This is a genomic window from Halobacillus hunanensis (assembly GCF_900166655.1).
Lineage (GTDB): Bacteria > Bacillota > Bacilli > Bacillales > Halobacillaceae > Halobacillus_A > Halobacillus_A hunanensis.
The window spans coordinates 733355-754262 of the sequence record NZ_FVZB01000006.1 but is presented as its reverse complement, the minus strand read 5'-3'; the positions used below and the strand labels follow the sequence as shown (position 1 = coordinate 754262).

The following is a 20908-nucleotide window of genomic DNA, read 5'->3' as shown; positions in this document are numbered from 1 at the left end:
ATTCTCCTTCCGAATTAAATCATTTCCCTTTAAAATTGGCTGGTCGTTTTTCGTTAAAAGCATGTAAGGCTTCTATCCGGTCTTCTGTAGGAATAATCACTTCATAAGCTTTAGCTTCGATCGCTAATCCCGTATGAATATCAACGTTCGCTGCCTGGTTAATAGCGTATTTAGCCTGGATGACTGCCAATGGGCCATTCGCTGATATTTCATTGGCCAGGGAAGCGGCTTCGGTCAGTAATGCTTCTTTTGACACGACCCGGTTAAGAATTCCTAACTCCTTCGCTGTATCAGCTTCTATTTTTCGAGCAGTCAGGATCAACTCCTTAGCATGGGAGGGACCAATTAAATTCGTGAGTCGCTGCGTTCCGCCGGCACCTGGGATAATCGCCCAACTCACTTCGGTTAATCCCATTTTTGCTTCAGGAATGGCTAGACGGAAGTCACATGCTAAAGAGAGTTCGAAGCCGCCGCCTAAGGCATAGCCATTAATGGCAGCAATCGTCGGCTGAGGCATGGCTTCAATAAGGTTGAACACATGTCTAATTTTAGTAACATTTCGTCTTACTTCTTGTTCATTCAAGGTTTGTCGTTCTTTCAAATCCGCTCCTGCGCTAAAGGCTTTTTCACCTGCGCCGGTAAACATAATCGCGCGGATTTCTCGATCTGTTTGAAGATCTTGAAGGACCTCCTCTAATTGTTGGAGTGTGTCAAAATCAAGGCAATTCAATCGTTCTGGGCGGTTTAACGTAATGGTGGCTATAGAACCTGTTTTTTCTGTTTCAACTTTGCTCATCTGTGTTTCCTCCTGTGAATAGGTTACGGTCGTTTTGCTGAAAAATTATTTGGCGGAAGCTGCAAAAATACTTGTGCTGTGTCCTGCATGCAGTCTTGCTTTTGGATCGACTAATAATTTTGCGTGATTGACCGCAATTGGGGCTTCGCCAAATCCGGTTGCGATTAACTTAGCTTTCCCTTCGTATGTGCAAACATCTCCGGCCGCAAAGATGCCTGGGATATTAGTTTCCATTCTTGAGTTCACTTGGATGGCGTTTTTTTGGATATCCAGTCCCCACGTTTTTAAAGGGCCGAGTGACGTGACAAAACCGAAGTTTACGATAAGGTCCTCCACATCAAGTAAATGAGTGGTTTCCCCTTTCACTTCTTGAATTAACACTTGCTCGAGTTTGTCATCTCTTCCGATTAATCTGCTCACCTCAAAAGGCGTCTTCATGTTAACGTTCGACTGTTCCAGCAGCGAGAGACTGTGTTCATGAGCGCGAAAGGAAGGGCGCCGGTGAATCAGGGTGACTTCTTTGGCAATTGGTTCCAAGGCTAGCGACCAATCTACTGCTGAATCGCCACCACCGCAGACGACAACCCGCCGATCCTTGAATTGATGTAAATCTTTGACGGCGTAATGAAGGCAGTTGTTTTCGTAGCTGTCTGCGCGTTCCACCTTTAGTTTTCTAGGCTGAAAGGCACCGGCTCCCGCCGTAATAATAACGCTTCGTGAGTAGTGGGTGGCCGTTGAAGTCTCTAGTTTAAACGTGCCATCTTCTAAACGGATCACGTTTTCAACCGATTGTTCCAGGCTCCAATTAGGGGAAAAAGTCTGTGCTTGCTCATGTAATTGATCAACTAGTTCTTGTGCTTTAATTTTCGGAAAGCCGCCCACATCGTAAATATACTTATCAGGATACAAGGCGGACAACTGACCGCCGACTTCAGGTAAGCTATCGATCACGTTAACAGATGCTTTTCTCATGCCTGCATAAAAAGCTGTAAAAAGACCAACTGGACCTGCTCCAATAATGGTAATATCGTAAGTCTTTTCTTCGGACATCATTCTCATCTCTCCTTATAAAATAATATAACGTTATTTATACGTTTATTTATATTTTGTTATATAGAAGGATACGTAATATATTATAAACTGTCAATATGAAGCATCGTCTTTTTTGAAAAAATAGTAAGGAGGCTGATGGCTCCCGTAACTGTCTGTTAGGGTGCGGGCTTGCTGCCGAAAAATTAAAATCCCGTCGGTGAGCAGGGGAGCAGCTGCCCAATACTACTCCAGACAGACCGTAAACAGTGAGGCATTTAGTTAGGGCGCTATACTTGTTCGTTAAGTCGTTATGCCATTGCGTTAGGGAGTTATATTTCCGGATAGGGCGCTATCACGGGGGGTTAAGACGTTATCGGTCCGCGTTAGAGAGCAATACAACCCGCTGCTCCTTATGAAAATGGAAATGAATGGATGACCTGAGGTGGAAAAAAGGTGACAATAAAAGAAGCGAATACCTTTTCGGGTATCCGCTTTACTTTATTTCTGGCTGTGGACAGGTAATGATATGTCTTTTAGGCTGCTTTGTGCTTCCTGGATCATCCGTGTAAACAGTTCCTGGACAGTTGGGATGTCCTCAATCATCGTAGATATTTGTCCGGCATTGACGTGACCTTCCTCCAGTTTGCCTTCGATTGCGCCCAGAATATGGTGGGATTCATCGGTTTTTTCTAAGTAAGATTCAAGAGGGATTTCTTCTTTTTCAGAATCGAGCAATTGCTGTCCATATGGTGTTTTTAAGATGCGTCTTACTTGCTGATAAGGTCGGCCGACGATCATGGTGCCGTCAGAGCCGGCCGAGCACAAGGCTTCTTTATAAGCCGGGTGAACCTGGGCATCTTTTGTTGCGATGAGCCGTGTGCCTAATTGGACGCCTTGTGCGCCTAAACTCATCGCAGCCAGCACTCCGCGTCCATCCCCGATGCCGCCGGCGGCCACGACAGGAATGGCTACAGATGAAGCAACTTTAGGGAGTAATGTAAACGTGGTGAGTTCTTCTTTTGCATTAATACCTGCTGCTTCATATCCTTCCGCTATTACAATGTCAGCTCCTGCCGCTTCGGCTTTTCGAGCTTGCTTTTCATTCGCGACGACACACATGACGACAACATTATCAGTCTTCAAAGGCTCAATATAGGGAGCGGGATTTCCTGCAGATAGAGCAACAGCAGGTACTTGATGCTTTTTTATCAGCGTGAGAATGTCTTTGACGTAAGGCTGGATGGCGAGGGGGATGTTGATGGCAAATGGCTTTGACGTTTCGCGGCGGATATCCAGAATCATCTGTTCCACTTTTTCAGGAGCTAATGTGCCAGCACCAATCGTGCCTAACCCGCCGGCTTCCGAGACAGCGACGGCCAGAGAAGCGTGGCTGATATTCCCCATTCCTCCCTGGATAAAAGGAAGGTCTACACCTAATATTTTTGCTATATCATTCATAATCATGCACCTCCGTTAAAAATGTGTTATATTAAAAAGTATAACATGAAGGGATGGGAGGAGTACAAATGATTTATCGTTATAAGGACTTTTCACCGCAAATTCACGAGACCGCTTTTGTTGCAGATGGGGCTAAAGTGATTGGGGATGTCGAGATTGGAGCTCAATCAAGTATTTGGTTTCATGTTGTCTTAAGAGGGGACGAAGGGCCGATTCGGATTGGCGAGCGCTGCAATATTCAGGAAAACACGATGTGTCATCTTTACGAAGACTTTCCATTAACACTCGAAGATGAAGTGTCGGTCGGACATAATGCGATAGTCCATGGCTGCACATTGAGAAAAGGATCATTGGTAGGCATGGGGGCAACTGTATTAGATGGGGCTGAGATTGGAGAGTATTCGATTGTAGGCGCAAATAGTCTAGTTCCTTCAGGGAAAGTGATTCCTCCTCGTTCTCTCGTCCTTGGTTCTCCGGGTAAGGTAGTGAGGGAACTGACGGATAAAGACATGGAAATGATTGAGGAGACGATTCAGACATATGTTCAGAAAGGGAAGGAATTTCAAAAAGTAGAGGTGCTTGAGAAAGTGTTTGGATAAGTTTTATTTCTAGCTTGTAGACAAACCCTAGGTTTGTCTACAAGCTATTTTATTACGGTACAGTGCGTAATCGAAAGGATTATTCTTTGCAGTTGATATTAGCTTAGGACAATCTATTTAGCATCCTGACAGGTTTCACCTGATAGTAAATGTAATTAAACTACTATAGGTTTTTTTAGAATGGTTTTGATATTGGATGGTTTTGAGAGGCTTATCTAAACTCCTCATGCCAGCAGTTGACATACACGAAGACTCCTACGGGAACAGCGCGAGTCGAAGATCCCGCAGGAAAGCGGTCTTTGCTTTCTGAGGAATCTGAGGCCGTGCCCGTGGAAAGCGAAGTGTATGTTAACTGCGAGTTTATAGAGCCGGTAGGTGTAATATTTCCGGGAGCCTATAACAAAAAAGCAGTTCGGTTCTGGAGTGAGTGTACTCCAAAACCGAACTACTTAGATTAATACATAGTCAGGATTCCTTCGTATCAAGCGGTTCACCGGGTTCAAAGACAGATTCAAAAAAGCGCGTCGCAGGTTCCCTTAACATTTGATAGTAGTCTCTAAATAGGGAAGCCGCTGAATCTCCCAACCAATCCTCCGGCAATAGCTCCTGAGGAAGGCTTGGATCGATGAACAAAAATTTCCTGTATTGATGGACTAACATTGTTCTTTCGACGAAACAGCTTCCGTCGCTTAAATCTCCTTTTTCAATCTTATTCTTATCGATTATATATTTCTGGCTATATGTTTGGATAAACTCCGAGTACCGCTCATTCACTTCCTCGAGATCCCAGCATTGATCGACGAGGTCTTTGTTTTGATTCATACCTTCATATTTTGCCCGAAAAAAATTGACATAGGAATCAATTTCGTATTTGGCAATTAAGTTGTTAACTTGCTCTTCTAATGGGTTTGGCGTGATCCAGCAGCTGTTTGATAAAAGGCCAAAACCGCTCCAAACTAATTCTCTCCTTAATTCATCTCGTAAATGGCGTTTGTCTTCCGGGATCGTATAGAGCAGTAACCGCCACTCTCCGTCCCAGGAAGGAGGGTTGATTTGATAAATTCGGTTCGCGGCTTCATCCATTCGCTTTTTGCCGCGGTCTGTTAAGTAATAATAACTTTTGTTTCCTTGTTTTTCCGACTGTACCCAGCCTTGTTTGCTCATACGGGATATCGCTGCCCGCACAGATTGTTCGTTATGTCCGAACTCTTTAAGTAATCGAATTAAACTGCCAATCCATATGACATTTCCGTATTGACTAATGTAATCTCCGTATAATGTAAAAATCATGGAACGTGTGTTAAATAGTTTTTCCATCAGCTGTCCTTTCTTTTTCCTCCGTGGTTTATAGCTTGTATATTATGCTATCATGCTCGCTTATCACTTTAAATAATCGTAAAAACCTAATTTGCTTTTTCATTTTAATTAAAGCAATAAAAAGGGACGTTTTGAAGAAAAATCCTCTAATAGGTATTCTACTACAAAAAGAAAAAGCGTCATACTATTTTTTCTGGATACAAAAAAATACAAAGCGAAATGTCCTTCGCTTTGTATAACCATAGTAATAGACATTTTATAGGGAAGCAGACAGGGAAGAACGAGTATCAAAAATGCGTTTAGCTTTTCCTTCAGAGCGGGGAATGGTTTTTGGCTCTTTTAAAGTGACTTCCATAGAAACGAGAGCTTCCATCTTTAATACCTTCTGGATCTTTCGGACAAGTTCGTGGGCAATGGAATCGTTTAAGTTCTGTTCCGGCAAAGAGGCAAAGAACTTTTCACAAACTTCCACGTGTAATTCAACGTGGTCCATGACGCCTTTTTTCTGAAGGTGAATTTGGTAATGAGGTGCTAATTCATCCATGCCACAAATGTAACGCTCGATTTCGGAAGGAAAGACATTAACGCCGCGGATAATGAGCATGTCATCTAAGCGTCCCTTAATCCTGCTCATCTTCGTTGTCGTTCGTCCACACGCGCATGTTTCCCGAGTAATCGAAGATATATCACCGGTTCGATAACGAATAATCGGCAGTGCTTCCTTCGTAAGGCTTGTGAAAACGAGTTCTCCATCCTCGCCATCGGGTACAGGCTCGAGTGTATCCGGGTTAATCACTTCGACGAGAAAGTGATCGTCTGCAATATGAAGGCCATCCTGACATTCCGCACATTCCATAGCTACTCCTGGCCCCATCACTTCGCTGAGCCCGTATATGTCTGAGGCTTTTATATCAAACATGTTCTCAATTGTCTTTCTCATTTGTTCTGACCAAGGTTCAGCACCGAGTATCGCATGTTTTAAAGAAGTGGAGGCTGGGGCAATGCCCATATTCTTCATCGTTTCTCCTATGTTCAACAAATAGGATGGAGTCGAACAAATGACACGAGGTTTAAAGTCTTGAATGAGTGTAATTTGCTTTGATGTATTTCCGCCTGAAATCGGAACAGTAGCACAGCCTAAATGTTCGGAACCCACATGAAGTCCTAATCCGCCTGTAAATAAACCATACCCGTAAGCGTTGTGAAGTACGTCTCCCTTACGCCCTCCAGCCATGTAAATAGCGCGGGCTACGATTTCCCCCCAATGATCCATATCATTTCTTGAATAGGCCACGACCGTCGGTTTCCCGCTTGTACCAGATGAGGCATGGATTCGGACAACTTCCTCCATAGGAGTGGCCAATAAGTTAAAAGGATAATTCTCGCGCAAGTGGTGTTTCTTCGTAAAAGGAAGCTGTTGGACATCCTCCCATGACTGAATATCGTCAGGGGTGATTGAAGATTGTTGAAAGGATTCTCGGTAAAACGGGACATGGTTATACACGCGTTCCACTGTCTTTTTCAAACCTTCCCATTGAAAGTCTTTCATTCTTGAGCGACTCCAATGTTCTCTTTCCGAAAAAGTAGACATGATATGATCTCCTCCTATGATATTAATTATACGATATATTTGAAAACCGTCACATTCAAGATATCTGTTAATGAAAACGCTGTCAATATATTGAGAAAATTTAAATAGTAATTAAAACCGTTACATAGGCTGTTTTATCAATGTTTACAACAATCGTGAACAGATAGAAAAACATTTTAGGGTTGATTATTATATAACGTTTATTTATAATGACGTTAAACAAACGTAACAAGGGAGTGGTATAGTGTATAACTACGGTGGCACATTAGCTGCAGACAATGTTGATGAAGATAAAGAAAAATATGCGCGGTTTATGGAGCGCGTTGAAGCTGGTGAAAAAATCGAGGCTGACGATTGGATGCCGGATGAGTATCGCCAAACCTTAATTAAACTCATTTCCATGCACGGAATCAGCGAAATTATGGGGGCACTTCCTGAGAAAGAGTGGGTGCCGAAAGCGCCGACTGTTAAAAGAAAACTGGGGATTATGGCAAAAGTTCAAGATGAAATGGGTCACGGCCAGCTGCTTTTACGAGTAGCTGAGGATTTAATGAAACCTTATGGGAAAAACAGAGAAAGCTTAATGGAAGATCTATTAAATGGCGACTTAAAATTCCATAACGTTTTTCACATGCCAACGCGAACGTGGGCAGATGCAGGGATGGTGGGGTGGCTCGTTGATGGGGCTGCGATTATTTCACAAACCAATATGTTAGACGCCTCCTATGGACCTTACCAGCGAGCTCTCAAACGGATCTGTCAAGAAGAAGTCTTTCACGCCCAGCATGGAGAAGCGATTATTATGGCGTTAGCCGAAGGGACGAAGGAACAGAGGAGAATCCTGCAAGAATCACTGAATAATTGGTGGCCTTCCCTGTTAATGTTTTTCGGACCTGAATCAGCATCCACAACAGGATCTTCAAAGCAGGAAGTGACAACGAAATATCGCATTCGCAAAAGTTCCAATGAAGAATTGCGTCAGGCTTTTCTCGATAAATACTTGCCGCGTGTTTTCTCACTAGGGTTAACGGTTCCGGATGAAACGGTTCATTATGATGAAGAGAAACAGCGTTGGATCTATCAACAGCCTGATTGGAATGAATTTAAACAAATTATCAGCAATAATGGACCACGCTCAAAAGAACGCTTGCGTTTAAGAGAAATCGCCTATGAAAACAATCGCTGGGTGCGGCAGGCGCTGGCTCCGCAAGTTGTTGTTTCATAAGGGCTTCGGAAGGGAGAGATGATGATGGAAAAACAGAATGAATCTAACTTTTATCGAGAATATGAAGTGTTTAGTAAAAAGAATGAAAAATCACCCATCCAGCACCAGTTCAGCCTGCTCGCTCCCAATGACGACATGGCGCTGAACATGGCACAAGAGAATTTTATGCGCCGGGAAAAAGTGCTCGATGTCTGGGTGGTGCCGCGCAATCATATTCGCTCCATGAATAGTGAAGAGCGCCTGCAATGGACGAATCGTTTAGACAACAAAGATTATCGTAGTACAAAAGGTTACGGTTATTTGAGGAAAAAGTGGAGTGAAAAAGAACAAGGCATGTTAGATGAAAAAGAAATTATGTCCTGGAAAGAGGTGAAGAAATCATGAAATCTTTTGAAACCGTTGAACAGGCGAAACAAAATCCTGCTTATTACGAGGCCTTAACTGAATTGTTGTATCAGCTGGCGGATGATGACTTTATCATTTCTTTCCGAGGCTCTGAGTGGCTTGGGTTAGCACCTCATATTGAAGAAGATGTTGCTTTTTCATCGATTACGCAAAATACGATGGGGCATGCTTTTCTCTACTATCAATTATTAGAGGATTTAGGGGAAGGAAAAGTGGATGCGCTTGCTCACGAACGCGCTCCTGAGCAAAGGCGGAATGCCAGCTATTTTGAAAAGAAAAATGGAGAAGGTTCCTATTATGGAGAACCGTGGTATGACTGGGCGCTGACCGTTGTTCGTCAGTTTTTATATGAAACGATGAAAAAAGTAAAACTTGAAGCGGCTGTGAAAAGCTCCTATGAGCCGCTGGCGAACACGGCACAGAAGGTATTGATGGAACAGCCTTATCACTTGGCGCACTGGAAAATGTGGATGCAGCAGCTTCTGAGTTCAACTGAAGAAGCTCAGGAGAAGATTCAGGCTCGTTTAGAGGAAGCGTGGGAAGAAGGCAAGGATATTTACGATTTAGGGCCAAAAGCTCAGGATATCGTACACCATCAATTAATCTCTGGTGAGAGTGAGTTGAAGCAGCGGTGGCTGCAAGAGGTGCAGGCGACGATCAAAGATTTACCAGCCGATTCGCTGGGTGACAAGTTTGGCAGCGGGCGATCAGGTGAACATACCGCCGACTTAGACCAGGCTTTACAAACGCTGGCGGAGGTTTATGACAGTGATCGGTATGCGGTATGGTAAGTCATTTTAAAGGAGGGGATAAGCGTGAATGATGAACAAAAGCGACAGGAGATTCTAGCCATTTTAAAAACAGTGGATGATCCTGAGCTTCCCTCAGTCAGCGTTCGGGATCTCGGGATGGTTCATGACGTACTGGTGAATCATCGCAACGTATCGATCACCATGGTACCCACCTTTGCAGGCTGCCCCGCCCTCGATTTTATTGAAAAAAATGTGAAGCTTGCAGTAGAAAGTTTGGAATGGGTAGAGAGGTGTCACGTTGAATTTTCCTTCCAGATTAGATGGTCAACGGATGCGATTACTAATGAAGGAAAAGAACAACTGAGAAAACATGGCGTGTCGCCGCCCCCTGAAAACTATCAGCCTGGGGAGGAATGGTCCGTCGATTGTCCGTATTGCGGATCAGCGTTTACCTCGATGGATAATGTGTTCGGTCCGACGGCATGCCGCAGTATTCTCTATTGCGGTTCCTGTAAAAATCCATTTGAAGCCATGAAACCCGTAGTAGATTATTCAGTTGTGTAAGTCTATGTTTTTTCCTTTGTGTGGCTAGAGTTAATACGTAATAAAGTAATGCCTCTTAGCAATTAATATACAAGAAGCCTACAACGGGATATGATTAAACTTATTTAAGTAAAAAGACGAACAATGTACTGTTTTAGCGGAGAAAATATACGAAGACTCCTGCGGGAGGAAAGGCCTAGGTGAGACCCCGCAGTGCGCTAGCACAAGGAGGCTCAACAGCCGCCCGCGGAAAGCGAAGTATATTTTCGTAGCGGTTTACATGCACCAATTATAATTTTTATAGTTCGGATTTCCATTTGAAAAACACTTTTGTCTCAGCCTCTCTGAAAGCTTAGAGGATGTCGACTGTGGGTCCCGCGCGGCATATTTTAACCTTCGTATTGTGAAAAGAGAAATTATGAAATTAAATCGTTTTACACAAGAAAGGAGTTTTTATAAATGGTCAAGCTAATTGCTCTGTACAAACAACCCGAGGATAAAGAGGCGTTTGATGAGCACTACTTTAACACACATACCCCGATTACAAAGGAGATTCCGGGCTTGCGGGAAATGAAAGTCACCAAAATCGTCGGTTCTCCGATGGGGGAAAGCGAGTATTACCTGCTTTGTGAAATGTTCTATGATGATCACGATTCCCTGCAAAAGGGGATGAAGTCAGATGAAGGCAAGGCTTCCGGAAAAGATCTAATGAAGTTTGCGGGCGATCTTGTGACGCTGATGATCGGTGAAGAAGTAGATGGCTAATGAATTTATTCAAACATATGTCGAGAAAAAAACCGGGATTATTCAGCTTGATCGACCACAGGCTGCCAATGCGCTGAATCGGCAAATGGTCGATGAAATCGTTGAACAAATGGAACGTTTCGACCGTGATGATTCGATTCGTGTGATTGTCGTAAAGGGGAATGAGAAAGCATTTGCTGCCGGAGCTGATATTGATGAAATGATGGATGATTCCCCGCTGTCCCTGGAACTTACCAATCCTTTCGCGGTATGGGATCGGATGATGTTGATTAAAAAGCCCGTGATCGCGGCCGTCAACGGGTTTGCGTTAGGCGGCGGGTTTGAACTGGCGCTTCATTGCGACCTCATTGTTGCAGCTGAGAACGCAAGTTTCGGATTCCCGGAAGTGACCCTTGGTGTCATGCCTGGTGCTGGCGGTACGCAGTTTTTAACAAAAGCGATGGGGCGGGCGAAGGCATTGGAATGGATTTGGCTAGGGCAGCAGATGAGTGCACGGGAAGCCTTGCATTACGGTGTGATTAACCGGGTTGTGGCTCCTGAAATGGTGAAGGAAGAAACGATGAGGCTGGCCCACCAGCTTGCCGGGCAGGCACCTGTAGCGGTCCGTCTTATCAAGGAAGCGGTTGATGAGGCTGTAGACACGCCGCTCGAAGATGGGTTGAAGCTGGAGCGGAAGAATTTCTACCTAGCCTTTGCCTCTCAGGATCAAAAAGAAGGGATGAAAGCTTTTACTGAGAAACGGTCTCCTTCTTTTAAGGGGGTGTGATGAATGGAAGCAGAATTCGAAACGATTACGTATGAACAAAGCAAAGGTGTCGCGAGGATCGTCTTAAATCGACCGTCTGCCTTCAATGCTTTTACAGAAGTCATGAACAAAGAGATCATCAAAGCTTTAAAGACAGCAAGCAAAGATAGTGAAGTGAGAAGTATCGTGATTACAGGTGAAGGCAAAGCGTTTTGTGCCGGAGAGGACTTGGGTGGAGTCGATGAAAATACCAATCATGCTGACTTCCTTCGTAACCGCTACCATCCGATGGTGAAGGCGATCAAACAAACGGAAAAGCCGATCGTGGCTGCAGTCAATGGGACAGCAGCGGGCGCAGGAATGAGTTTAGCCTTAGTGGCCGATTTCCGGTTAGTTCAGCCAGAGACCAAATTTGTAAGCGCATTTATGAGCATCGGGCTGATTCCGGATTCGGGGTTCCTTTATATGCTGCCTCGGCTCATCGGCTATGCAAAAGCATTAGAAGTAGCTGTGCTTGGCAAACCGATTACGGGAGAAGAAGCGAAGGAACTAGGGCTTGCCACAGAGGTGATACAATCCTCGGAATGGGAGGATGGGGTAGCTCAATTTTCTGAAAAACTAGCAGACATGCCTACTCAATCTATTTCTCTAGTAAAACGATACATGATCGATGGCATGAATTCTACCTTTGAAGATTTGCTTGAAAAAGAAGCGCAGGCCCAGCGGATTGCAGGGCAGTCTCATGATCATCGCGAAGGGCTGCAGGCATTCAAAGAAAAACGTAAACCATCGTTTATTGGAAACTAATTAAAGGAGTGGTGAGATATGACAAGCACAGTAACAGCAGAAGCAGTAACAGAGGTTGGAGCGATGAAGCGTGAACATTATGGAATGATCATTAATGGGGAGCGTGTAGAAAGTGCTTCCGGTGAAACTTTTGAAGTATATAATCCTGCCAAAGGTGAGGTCCTGGCTACGGTTGCAAAAGCCAATCAGGAAGATGCTGAGAAGGCCGTACAAGCGGCGCGGAACGCTTTTGACAAGGGGAAATGGAAGAATAAATATCCGGTCGGAAAACGCTCCCGTGTCCTCAATAAAATTGCGGCGATTATGCGGGAACGATTTAATGAACTCGTTGAAGCGGAAGTGTTAAACAGCGGGAAGTCTGTCGGGGCAGCACAGGTTCAAATCAACCAGTCGATTGAGGACTTTGAATTTTATGCGGGTGCGATTGTCGGCCACCGCGGTGCCGTCAATAATATGCCGAATGGCTTTTTTAACTATACACACAAGGAACCGGTTGGAGTGTGTGCCCAGATCATTCCATGGAATTATCCGATGATGATGGCGGCCTGGAAAATAGCCCCGGCGATTGCAGCTGGCTGTTCCGTGATTATCAAACCAGCTAGTTTGACGCCGATTACAGCGATTATTTTGAACGAAATTTGCCATGAAGCGGGTGTGCCAGAAGGCGTCGTGAACACGCTCCCAGGTTCAGGCAAAGTTGTCGGCGACTACCTAGTCGAACACAAAGATATTAACAAAGTGGCCTTCACAGGTTCAACACCGACAGGAAGAGATATTATGAGCAAGTCTTCAGAGACACTAAAACGCCTTACCCTCGAGCTGGGCGGAAAATCACCAAATATCGTGTTTGAAGATGCAGATTTAGATGCGGCTGTTCCAGGTTCATTATTTGGGATTTTCTTTAACACGGGTCAATCCTGTGAAGCGCGTTCACGCATGTTTGTGCATGAATCGATTTATGATGAATTTATGGAGCAATTTATTGCAAAAACAGAGAAGCTGAAGTCAGGTGATCCATTTGATAAAGGGACGCACCTTGGTTCGATCATCAGCCGCAACCAGCTCGAAGTTATAGACAGTTATGTTCAGTCCGCTAAAGAAGAAGGAGCGACGATCGCGACAGGCGGTAAAGTCATGGAGATTGAAGGATTTGAAAATGGTCATTGGTATGAGCCGACTGTGATTACCGACGTTACCCCTGATATGAAAGCTGTGAAAGAGGAGATCTTCGGCCCTGTCGTTGTGGTCGAGAAATTCACGGATGAGAAAGATGTAGTCAAGCGTGCCAACGATACAGAGTACGGATTAGGATCGGCGATATGGACGAAGGACCAGGGCCGAGCTACTCGCGTCTCCCATCAGATTGAAGCCGGAATCGTGATGGTCAATACACCATTCTCAGCATTCCCTGGCACTCCATTTGGAGGCTATAAACAATCTGGATTCGGCAGAGAACTTTGTGTAGAAACACTCGACCTTTATATGGAAGATAAAAGTGTTCTTTCTTACTATGGACCAAAACCGCTAAATCCGTTCGGAGTGTAAAAGAAAGGAAGGGCTTAGACCATGGCTGTACAAAACGTGACGGTGGCGGGAGCTGGCGTGATGGGGCGAGGCATTGCTTATGTCTCGGCCCTTGCCGGTTTTCATACCACCTTAGTTGATGTGTCGGAAAGTCAGCTGCAGGATGCGTATGCGTTTGCTGAAAAAACGACACGAAAAGGGATTGAAAAGGAAAAAATCACAGAACAACAGGCGCGTGAACTGCTGGATCATCTCCATACCTCTTCACAGCTTGAATCAACCGTAAGTACGGCTGATTTACTGATAGAAGCAGTGCCAGAGAAACGTGAGTTGAAGAAACAAATTTTGGAGACGGCAGATAAACATGCACCAGAGCATACGATTTTTGCTTCAAATACGTCGACAATCAGTCCAACAGAGCTCGGCTCCTACACAAATCGAGCACCACAAGTAGCGGTTATGCACTTTTTTAATCCCGTCCATCGTATGCCGCTTGTCGAGATTGTGAAGGGGTTAGAAACGAGCGATCAGACGGTGGACCTTATTCGAGTTTCTTCCGAAAAAATGGGGAAAGAAACCGTTGAAGTCAATGAATTTCCTGGTTTTGTGACGAGTAGAATCAGTGCTCTTGTCGGCAATGAGGCGTTCCAAATGCTGCAGGAAGGCGTGGCCACTGCAGAAGATATTGATAAAGCGGTTCGGCTCGGCTTGAACTATCCGATGGGTCCCCTTGAGCTTGGGGATTTGGTCGGATTAGACGCCCGCCTGAATAATTTAAAGTACTTACACGAAACGTTAGGTGAAAAATACCGTCCTGCTCCGCTATTGGAACAGCTCGTTCAAGCAGGCAGGTTAGGGAGAAAAAGCGGGCGCGGTATATATAACTATGAGGAGTAAGGGAGGTGAACATTCATGGAAGAAGTTGTAATTGTAGATGCGGTAAGAACCCCGATTGGACGGTATAATGGTGCTTTAAAAAGCGTTCGCCCGGATGACTTGGGAGCCCATGTTCTACGTTCCTTACGAGAGCGTAATCCAAAGCTTCCGATTGAAGAAATCGAGGAGGTCATCCTTGGAAATGCCAATGGGGCAGGAGAAGATAACCGAAATGTAGCGCGGATGTCTACATTACTCGCTGGATATCCGACTACAGTAGCAGGTACGACGATTAACCGATTGTGCGGATCAGGATTGGACGCGGTGACGTACGCTGCCCGGGCGATTGCTGTCGGGCAGGGAGACGTAATGATCGCCGGTGGGACGGAAAGTATGACACGCGCCCCTTATGTGATGGGAAAGCCCGACAAAGGATTCAAACGCGGTGATCAACAGCTCCAGGACACGACGATCGGCTGGCGTTTCACTCACCCGTCCATGGATGAAATGTATGGCACAGACTCAATGCCGGAAACGGCTCAAAATGTTGCTGAAGCCTATAACATTTTACGATCCGATCAAGATGAGTTTGCTCATCAAAGTCAACTGCGTGCCAAAGAAGCAATGGAAAGTGGACGGTTGAAGGAAGAAATCACACCCGTATCGATCCATGACCGAAAGATGGGCACATATGAGGTGGCTGAAGATGAACACCCGAGACCGTCCACTACACTGGAAAAATTAAATAAACTTCCATCGTTATTTTCCAATGGCAGTATTACCGCTGGGAATGCATCTGGAGTCAATGATGGAGCTTCGGCTGTTTTATTAATGAGCCGGAAAAAGGCGGAGGATCTAGGACTAGAACCTCTTGCTACTTATGTTACCTCAGCTACAGCAGGAGTGGAACCTAGAATTATGGGCATTGGTCCCATTCATGCTACGCAAAAAGCGCTGAAACGAGCTGACATGAACGTGGATGATCTTGACTTGATCGAATTAAATGAAGCATTTGCCTCCCAATCTCTTGCATGTATCCGTGAGTTGAACTTCGATCAGGATATTGTCAATGTCAATGGAGGTTCGATTGCGTACGGTCATCCGTTAGGAGCCAGCGGAGCTAGAATTCTAACGACCTTGCTGCACGAAATGAAAAAGAGGGATAGTAAACGTGGCCTGGCTACAATGTGTATCGGCGTAGGCCAAGGAATTTCGATGATTGTAAAAAGGGATTAAACGTATTTTGTGCGGTTTTTGATTTTATAAGAAGGAGGGCTTCACCGTGGCTTTTGTAATTACATCACCTTGTAAAGATGAAAAGGCAGGCGAATGCATCGAAGTCTGTCCGGTAGATTGTATTGAAGAAGGGGAAGACATGTTTCATATTGATCCAGAAGTATGTATTGAATGTGGTGCCTGTGAGGCAGCTTGTCCTGTGGAAGCGATCTATATGGAAGACGAAGTTCCTGAGGAAGAAAGTGATTATATTCAATTGAATCGTAAGTTTTTTGAAGCAGGCTGAAAACGAAGAAAAATTTTCGTTAGGGCGTTATGGTTGGTCGTTAGGGCGTAATAGCTGCTCGTTAGGTCGTTATGACTGTGAGTTAGGGAGGTATATTTTTGAGATAGGTCGCTATCTTTTTGAGACAGGACGTTATCGTTTCTCGTTGGGGAGTATATCCCCCATTCAAGAAATGAGGGTGCCCCTCATGTAAAGGGCGCCCCATTTTTTTATATAACACTTGAAAGGCGGAGCGAGGATACTGACTAAAGATCTCATCAAAAGAGTAATAGAAAGCGGCTCCCACTTGTGGAGGCCGCTTTTTCCATTAGTTCTTTATCGGAATTGCAGGTAATGGATCGATTCCGTATTATTGATAACGTCCTGTTTTGTAAAAAGAATCGGTTTAAACTCCCAGTTGGCGTACATCTTGATTTGGTCATTGTAATGTTGGTGAACAGAACCGTCTTTACTAATAAACCCAACTTGACCTGGAGGAGTGATGTTAAAGCCTTCTGGTCCCTTTTTTGTTAATTCCACGTAATGATTTTCACTTCCCCGATTCATAACGGGGATTGGGATATCTGAGCCTAAACCATGTGGTGCACCGATCAGTGACTGTGCTCCGAACGTTGTTGTCCTTACTTCTGTTAACCAGTCATCCATATTTCCGTTATATTCTTTTTCTAGTTCGTTTAGCGCTTGATGTAAGCTTTCCATTATAATTTGCTCACGACTTTCTCCATTTAACCAATCATATTGAACAGCATTTTGTGCTTCATCTCCGCGAAATACTCTTAAACATAAACTGCAGCCATACCGATGGTCAATGGTTCCTTTTAGGTCATCATAGCTTTTGCCAAGGTCGTCTTTAAATAGATTAGCTGGAACGTTGGACCACCAAGCTTCGAAAATAGTTGTAGCTGGACTGTCATAATAGCCATCATCATTTAGATCTTCATTGAGGTTATTCCAGTTTTTTAAATACTGGTAAACCTCTTTTAATTCTGGATTTTTGTCAATGTCCCCCTCCAGAGTGTCTAGTAGGTAAGGCTTAAACCATTTTGTTCTTAAATTAACAAGGCTTGCGTGGTAATTAATGTCGTTGATCTCCTGTAAGTTTAATTTGTCAGCTTTTTTCGCCTGATCAATGTACTGTTGGACTCTATGGTCAGCTCCCCAATTAAAGCTTAATTCACCATTCTGCCAATTTGGAGAAGGTTTATTATTCCAATTAGCAACAAAACCGACGTCCGGATTGATCACAGACGGATTATTTGCTGTATCCTTGAATCCGTCCCATTCATATTGACCGGTTCCGGGAGTCGGGAGTCTAAAGTCAAGTCTCTGATCCCGTTTAGGGTATTGACCTACATGGAAATAACCAATATTCCCTTGTTTATCAGCATAGAACCAATTCAGTGACATCGTAAAATTTCGGGCTGCTTTCTTGAACTGATTTAGATTATGTGCCCAATTGGTTTGTAAATAAGCGGACCAGCTTTGTCCTTCTGTTCCACGAAAACTCCACGATTTACTGTAGGCTGCTTGCTTTTCCTCATCCAGGTAAATTACAGGACCGTGAACAGTTTCGTAAAACACTTTTTCAACTTCTTGGATGTCTCCGTTCTCATCACGAACTTGAAACTTTTCGACGCGTTTTTTCATATCTGCCCATTCGCCTTTATACTGATATTGGTGAGGGTTATTTGGGTTTAATGTCTCTTTAAATATATCGACTTGGTTGCCATAGCCGGCAGTGGATGAAAAGCCGAATTTATTGGTTGCCCCAAACATAATGAATGGGTATCCAATAAATGAAGATCCCTCAATATCAATCCCTGGACCATGCAGCCCCACCTCATACATAAAACCAGGAGCGGTTAATCCAACCTGTGGACCTCCAAACACCATGGCGTTACCAGATTCAGATTTTTCTGAGCCAACAATTAGGGCGTTGCTTCCGACTTTTAATGGGACCCCTAACTCGTGAGAGGTTTTCTCGAATTCTTTACGTCTATCCTTGATTTTGTCAGCAGCTTCAATCGCTGCTTCAGAGGTTTGTCTGACCTTTCCGTTTCCATAGTGTTGTTTTTGACCTAATTCTTCATCCCCCATAATGCTAGTAGGAGAGGCGGGATTATTTTTCGGGAAAATATCATTAAACATTTTTTTAGCTTTATCAGCTCCATGGTTCTGCTTTAAATTCGCCAGGGTTGCCGCATTCTTTAACTCCTGTTCCTGATCCATAAAGACCGTCATAGAAGCCATGTATAATCTTAAAACGTCAACACCTGTCCAAGATTTAGGTTTGATATCGTATTTGTGGAATTCTTTTGATAGTAAACGATTAGGTTCTTGATTAGCTTCTTTGATATATTTGGTAATCCCTTTGGCATAATTTTTGATTACTTTTTGTGAAAAGGGATCCATTCGTGAAATCATATTCTTTACTTCTTTATCACTATAACCGTCTCTCCGCATTCTCATATCGTGCTCTAAATACTTGTTACCAAAAATGGCCGATACTCTCCCTTCATTGCTGCGGCGAAACATAACAAGTTGGAATAAGCGGTCTTTAGCTGTAACATAGCCATAAGCACGATACAAGTCATCCTTAGACTTTGCGTAAATATGCGGGACCCCATAATCATCTCTAACAATTTTCGCGGTACCATTTTTAACGGTTACGTTTTTGTCTTTTGGTTGTTGTTTTGCTTCTACTTGACTTGATGAAAAAACCATTACGCTCAACAACAAAAATAAGATCGTTTTTTTCAATAGCAATTGAGATCCTCCCATCTTTTTTATATCCATCGTACCTCTCATTCACTTCGAAACGACGGAGTCCTCTGTTACTTCTATATCCACCTGCTCGCCTGTTTTCAAACTAACGAGAATAAATACAAGGCTTGAAAGCGGAAGCGCGTAGAACAATGGATTAATATGAGTCATCGGGAAGCCTGCTAAAGTATCCATTCCGAACAAGGCGTTGGCTAATCCGATGGCTGCCGCTTCTTTTTGATGGAAAAACAGGAAACCGATAATACTTACGGCAAAACCAACAACGATACTTGAAATAGCACCGGCCCTTGTTGAATTTTTCCAATATAGACTGCCGATGAGTACTGGTAAAAACCCAGCAGCACAAATCCCGAACCAGAACGATGTCGCTTGAGCTATGACGCCGCCCGGCAAGATGTAGGCTAATAAAATGGCAGCGGCCATGCCAATGATGACACCAACGCGAGACATGCTGATTTTGTTGCCGAATACGGAGTTGACGCCGATGTTCTTCAAGATGTCTTCACTAAAGGAAGCCGACTGAACGTGAATTAACGAACTGACCGTTGAGATCACGGCTGACAATGCCGTTAAGGTAAACAAATAAACAAACCAATCTGGCATCATTTCATTGATAAAGGTCGGGATAACAAGGTCAACATTCCCGCCTGCCACAGTCATAGCAAGCTCGCCGGTCGTATTGTAAAAATAAAGATTGGTTAGCGGTCCGATCATGAACACAGCGCCCGTCATAAAAAATATGAAAATACCGCCGACGAGCACGGAGCGATTTAAGGCGCGGTTGTCCTTTACGGTCATACACCGCATAGTAAGCTGCGGCTGAGCCAATACGCCAATGCCGACCCCCATGATTAATGTACTGACCAGTGTCCACCAAATGGGAGAACCAAAGGCCGGCATGGCTGTCCAACCACGATGTCCTTGTTCCGCGAGAGCGTCGGGGACGAGTTCCTTCAACGCGGTTAACCCGCTATGTCCTGCGGTTAATCCGCCGACTGCCTGATACGTCCCGAACAAAAAGATTGCCATCATAACCAGCATAACGATTGCCGCGAAGGCGTCCGTATACATTACGGCTTTCAGTCCGCCACTGATCACGTAAGCTCCTACAATAAATGCCAATACTAACAGGGCGATATTATAATCAATCGCTAGTGTTTCTTCCAAAAATCGACCGCCGCCAATTAGTACAATACTCGTATAGGCTGGCATAAATACAAAAATCATAATCCCCGAAAACACAGTGATGAATTTCGAATTATATCGCTCCCCTAAAAAAGATGGAAACGTAAACACATTCATTTCAGCTGACAGTTTTCGGATCCTTGTCCCAAATAAGGCGAAAGCTACAAAAATGCCCAATATAATATTCAAAAAAGCCAGCCATAGCATCCCAAACCCGTATATAGCCGAAACTCCGCCAAAACCGACAAGCGCGGAAGTACTGATGAATGTCGCCCCATAGGAGAGGGCCATAACAATCGGGTTGATACTACGTCCTGCCACAAGGTAATCTGCTTCTGTATTTGTTTTTCGGTAACCGTAATAAGCCAGCCCAGACATAATGGCTATGTAAACGGTTAATAGCGGGATAAGTACTGATAGATTCATTGCGAATCATCTCCTCCTTTGTTCCAGTTGATTAATCCATAAATAACGCAGCCGAGTGCTGATAAAGCTGTGCCGACCCAGGCGAATACAATGATTAAACCGTCCATTCCAAGCATGGTTATCTCTCCTCTTTAATTAACATCTGTTTAATTTGCAAGCCCTTTCAAAATATTTATTGATAGTTCGTTAATTTAACGTACTTTATAATTTTGTTATAAAAAGTAATGTGTGGAAGGGATGTTTTTCGTTGATGATGCTGCTGACTGGACTTCCAATCCTGTGTACTGGAGTGAGTTATCGAAGGTGAATAGAATAAGGGCTGATTTGTCGTGTCATTACGAGTGGAGTGCTGTTATAGATTAAATATTAAAAGGGTTAACATCTCGACATTCGTGTGAATTCATTGCAGATTTTTCACTTTTCTTGTACCTTTTTACTTTTACGGTTTACTGCTTACAATCCTGATCTCATTTATGCATGTTGAATCATCTCCCGCCCTTTGTATGATATAAAAATATAACAACGTTTTATATACGTCATACTAACACATGCGAAA

At 44.0% G+C, this 20908-nt stretch carries 20 protein-coding genes; 12 read left to right on the top strand and 8 right to left on the bottom strand.

From position 1 onward, the window contains the following. Positions 1 to 19: 19 nt before the first annotated feature. The 3 genes from B5354_RS09335 to B5354_RS09325 form a co-directional block, all read right to left on the bottom strand. The gene (locus B5354_RS09335; RefSeq protein ID WP_079528105.1) at positions 20 to 796 is read right to left on the bottom strand and encodes an enoyl-CoA hydratase-related protein; all 777 of its coding nucleotides are present in this window, start codon (positions 794 to 796) and stop codon (positions 20 to 22) included. A 45-nt stretch (positions 797 to 841) separates the two neighbouring features. Further along, positions 842 to 1849 carry an NAD(P)/FAD-dependent oxidoreductase gene (locus tag B5354_RS09330; RefSeq protein ID WP_079528103.1) on the bottom strand — a complete coding sequence of 336 codons (1008 nt, stop codon included), beginning with the start codon at positions 1847 to 1849 and terminating at the stop codon, positions 842 to 844. 477 nt (positions 1850 to 2326) lie between these two features. Further along, the gene (locus B5354_RS09325; protein ID WP_079528101.1) at positions 2327 to 3286 is read right to left on the bottom strand and encodes an NAD(P)H-dependent flavin oxidoreductase; all 960 of its coding nucleotides are present in this window, start codon (positions 3284 to 3286) and stop codon (positions 2327 to 2329) included. A gap of 68 nt (positions 3287 to 3354) precedes the next feature. Between B5354_RS09325 and B5354_RS09320 the strand changes: the two genes are divergently transcribed. Then, a complete protein-coding gene (locus B5354_RS09320) occupies positions 3355 to 3885 on the top strand; it encodes a gamma carbonic anhydrase family protein (RefSeq protein ID WP_079528099.1) in 531 nt (176 codons plus the stop codon). 465 nt (positions 3886 to 4350) lie between these two features. On the opposite strand, the gene paaX is transcribed toward B5354_RS09320, so the two are convergent. Together paaX and paaK are read right to left on the bottom strand one after the other, a co-directional pair. Beyond that, positions 4351 to 5202: a phenylacetic acid degradation operon negative regulatory protein PaaX gene (gene paaX, locus B5354_RS09315; RefSeq protein WP_079528097.1), complete on the bottom strand. Its 852-nt coding sequence runs from the start codon at positions 5200 to 5202 to the stop codon at positions 4351 to 4353. Positions 5203 to 5458: 256 nt separating this feature from the next. Then, complete coding sequence (paaK, locus tag B5354_RS09310) at positions 5459 to 6793, bottom strand: phenylacetate--CoA ligase PaaK (RefSeq protein WP_079528095.1); 1335 nt, start codon at positions 6791 to 6793, stop codon at positions 5459 to 5461. 313 nt (positions 6794 to 7106) lie between these two features. On the opposite strand from paaK, the gene paaA reads away from it, so the two are divergent. The 11 genes from paaA to B5354_RS09255 all read left to right on the top strand — a co-directional run bounded on the left by paaA (position 7107) and on the right by B5354_RS09255 (position 15957). After that, positions 7107 to 8018, top strand: a complete 912-nt coding sequence (gene paaA, locus B5354_RS09305; RefSeq protein WP_245804775.1) for a 1,2-phenylacetyl-CoA epoxidase subunit PaaA — start codon at positions 7107 to 7109, stop codon at positions 8016 to 8018. Between the two features lie 24 nt (positions 8019 to 8042). Next, on the top strand, positions 8043 to 8402 hold the full coding sequence (gene paaB, locus B5354_RS09300; protein WP_079528091.1) for a 1,2-phenylacetyl-CoA epoxidase subunit PaaB: 360 nt from the start codon (positions 8043 to 8045) through the stop codon (positions 8400 to 8402). Continuing rightward, positions 8399 to 9214 carry a 1,2-phenylacetyl-CoA epoxidase subunit PaaC gene (gene paaC, locus B5354_RS09295; RefSeq protein ID WP_079528089.1) on the top strand — a complete coding sequence of 272 codons (816 nt, stop codon included), beginning with the start codon at positions 8399 to 8401 and terminating at the stop codon, positions 9212 to 9214. Before paaB ends, paaC begins: the two co-directional genes overlap by 4 nt. A 24-nt stretch (positions 9215 to 9238) precedes the next feature. Further along, on the top strand, positions 9239 to 9739 hold the full coding sequence (paaD, locus tag B5354_RS09290; RefSeq protein ID WP_079528087.1) for a 1,2-phenylacetyl-CoA epoxidase subunit PaaD: 501 nt from the start codon (positions 9239 to 9241) through the stop codon (positions 9737 to 9739). A 438-nt stretch (positions 9740 to 10177) separates the two neighbouring features. Next, positions 10178 to 10483: an EthD family reductase gene (locus tag B5354_RS09285; protein ID WP_079528085.1), complete on the top strand. Its 306-nt coding sequence runs from the start codon at positions 10178 to 10180 to the stop codon at positions 10481 to 10483. After that, on the top strand, positions 10476 to 11249 hold the full coding sequence (locus tag B5354_RS09280; protein ID WP_079528084.1) for an enoyl-CoA hydratase-related protein: 774 nt from the start codon (positions 10476 to 10478) through the stop codon (positions 11247 to 11249). The genes B5354_RS09285 and B5354_RS09280 overlap by 8 nt, the downstream gene beginning before the upstream one ends. Before the next feature lie 3 nt (positions 11250 to 11252). Further along, on the top strand, positions 11253 to 12035 hold the full coding sequence (locus B5354_RS09275; RefSeq protein WP_079528082.1) for an enoyl-CoA hydratase/isomerase family protein: 783 nt from the start codon (positions 11253 to 11255) through the stop codon (positions 12033 to 12035). Positions 12036 to 12053: 18 nt separating this feature from the next. Further along, positions 12054 to 13580 carry an aldehyde dehydrogenase family protein gene (locus B5354_RS09270; RefSeq protein WP_079528080.1) on the top strand — a complete coding sequence of 509 codons (1527 nt, stop codon included), beginning with the start codon at positions 12054 to 12056 and terminating at the stop codon, positions 13578 to 13580. 21 nt (positions 13581 to 13601) lie between these two features. Continuing rightward, entirely contained in the window at positions 13602 to 14456 is an 855-nt protein-coding gene (locus B5354_RS09265) for a 3-hydroxyacyl-CoA dehydrogenase (protein ID WP_079528078.1), read from the top strand. Between the two features lie 15 nt (positions 14457 to 14471). Beyond that, positions 14472 to 15671, top strand: a complete 1200-nt coding sequence (locus tag B5354_RS09260; RefSeq protein WP_079528076.1) for a thiolase family protein — start codon at positions 14472 to 14474, stop codon at positions 15669 to 15671. Between the two features lie 46 nt (positions 15672 to 15717). Then, entirely contained in the window at positions 15718 to 15957 is a 240-nt protein-coding gene (locus tag B5354_RS09255) for a 4Fe-4S dicluster domain-containing protein (protein WP_079528074.1), read from the top strand. Between the two features lie 315 nt (positions 15958 to 16272). On the opposite strand, the gene B5354_RS09250 is transcribed toward B5354_RS09255, so the two are convergent. From B5354_RS09250 to B5354_RS20980, 3 genes are read right to left on the bottom strand one after another with little or no spacing between them, the layout of a single operon-like run. After that, on the bottom strand, positions 16273 to 18723 hold the full coding sequence (locus B5354_RS09250; protein ID WP_176142453.1) for a penicillin acylase family protein: 2451 nt from the start codon (positions 18721 to 18723) through the stop codon (positions 16273 to 16275). Positions 18724 to 18765: 42 nt separating this feature from the next. Further along, the gene (locus B5354_RS09245) at positions 18766 to 20352 is read right to left on the bottom strand and encodes a sodium:solute symporter family protein (protein WP_079528070.1); all 1587 of its coding nucleotides are present in this window, start codon (positions 20350 to 20352) and stop codon (positions 18766 to 18768) included. Next, positions 20349 to 20468 (bottom strand): symporter small accessory protein, encoded by a 120-nt coding sequence (locus tag B5354_RS20980; protein WP_342742980.1) that lies wholly within the window; start codon positions 20466 to 20468, stop codon positions 20349 to 20351. Before B5354_RS20980 ends, B5354_RS09245 begins: the two co-directional genes overlap by 4 nt. Positions 20469 to 20908 lie beyond the last annotated feature (440 nt).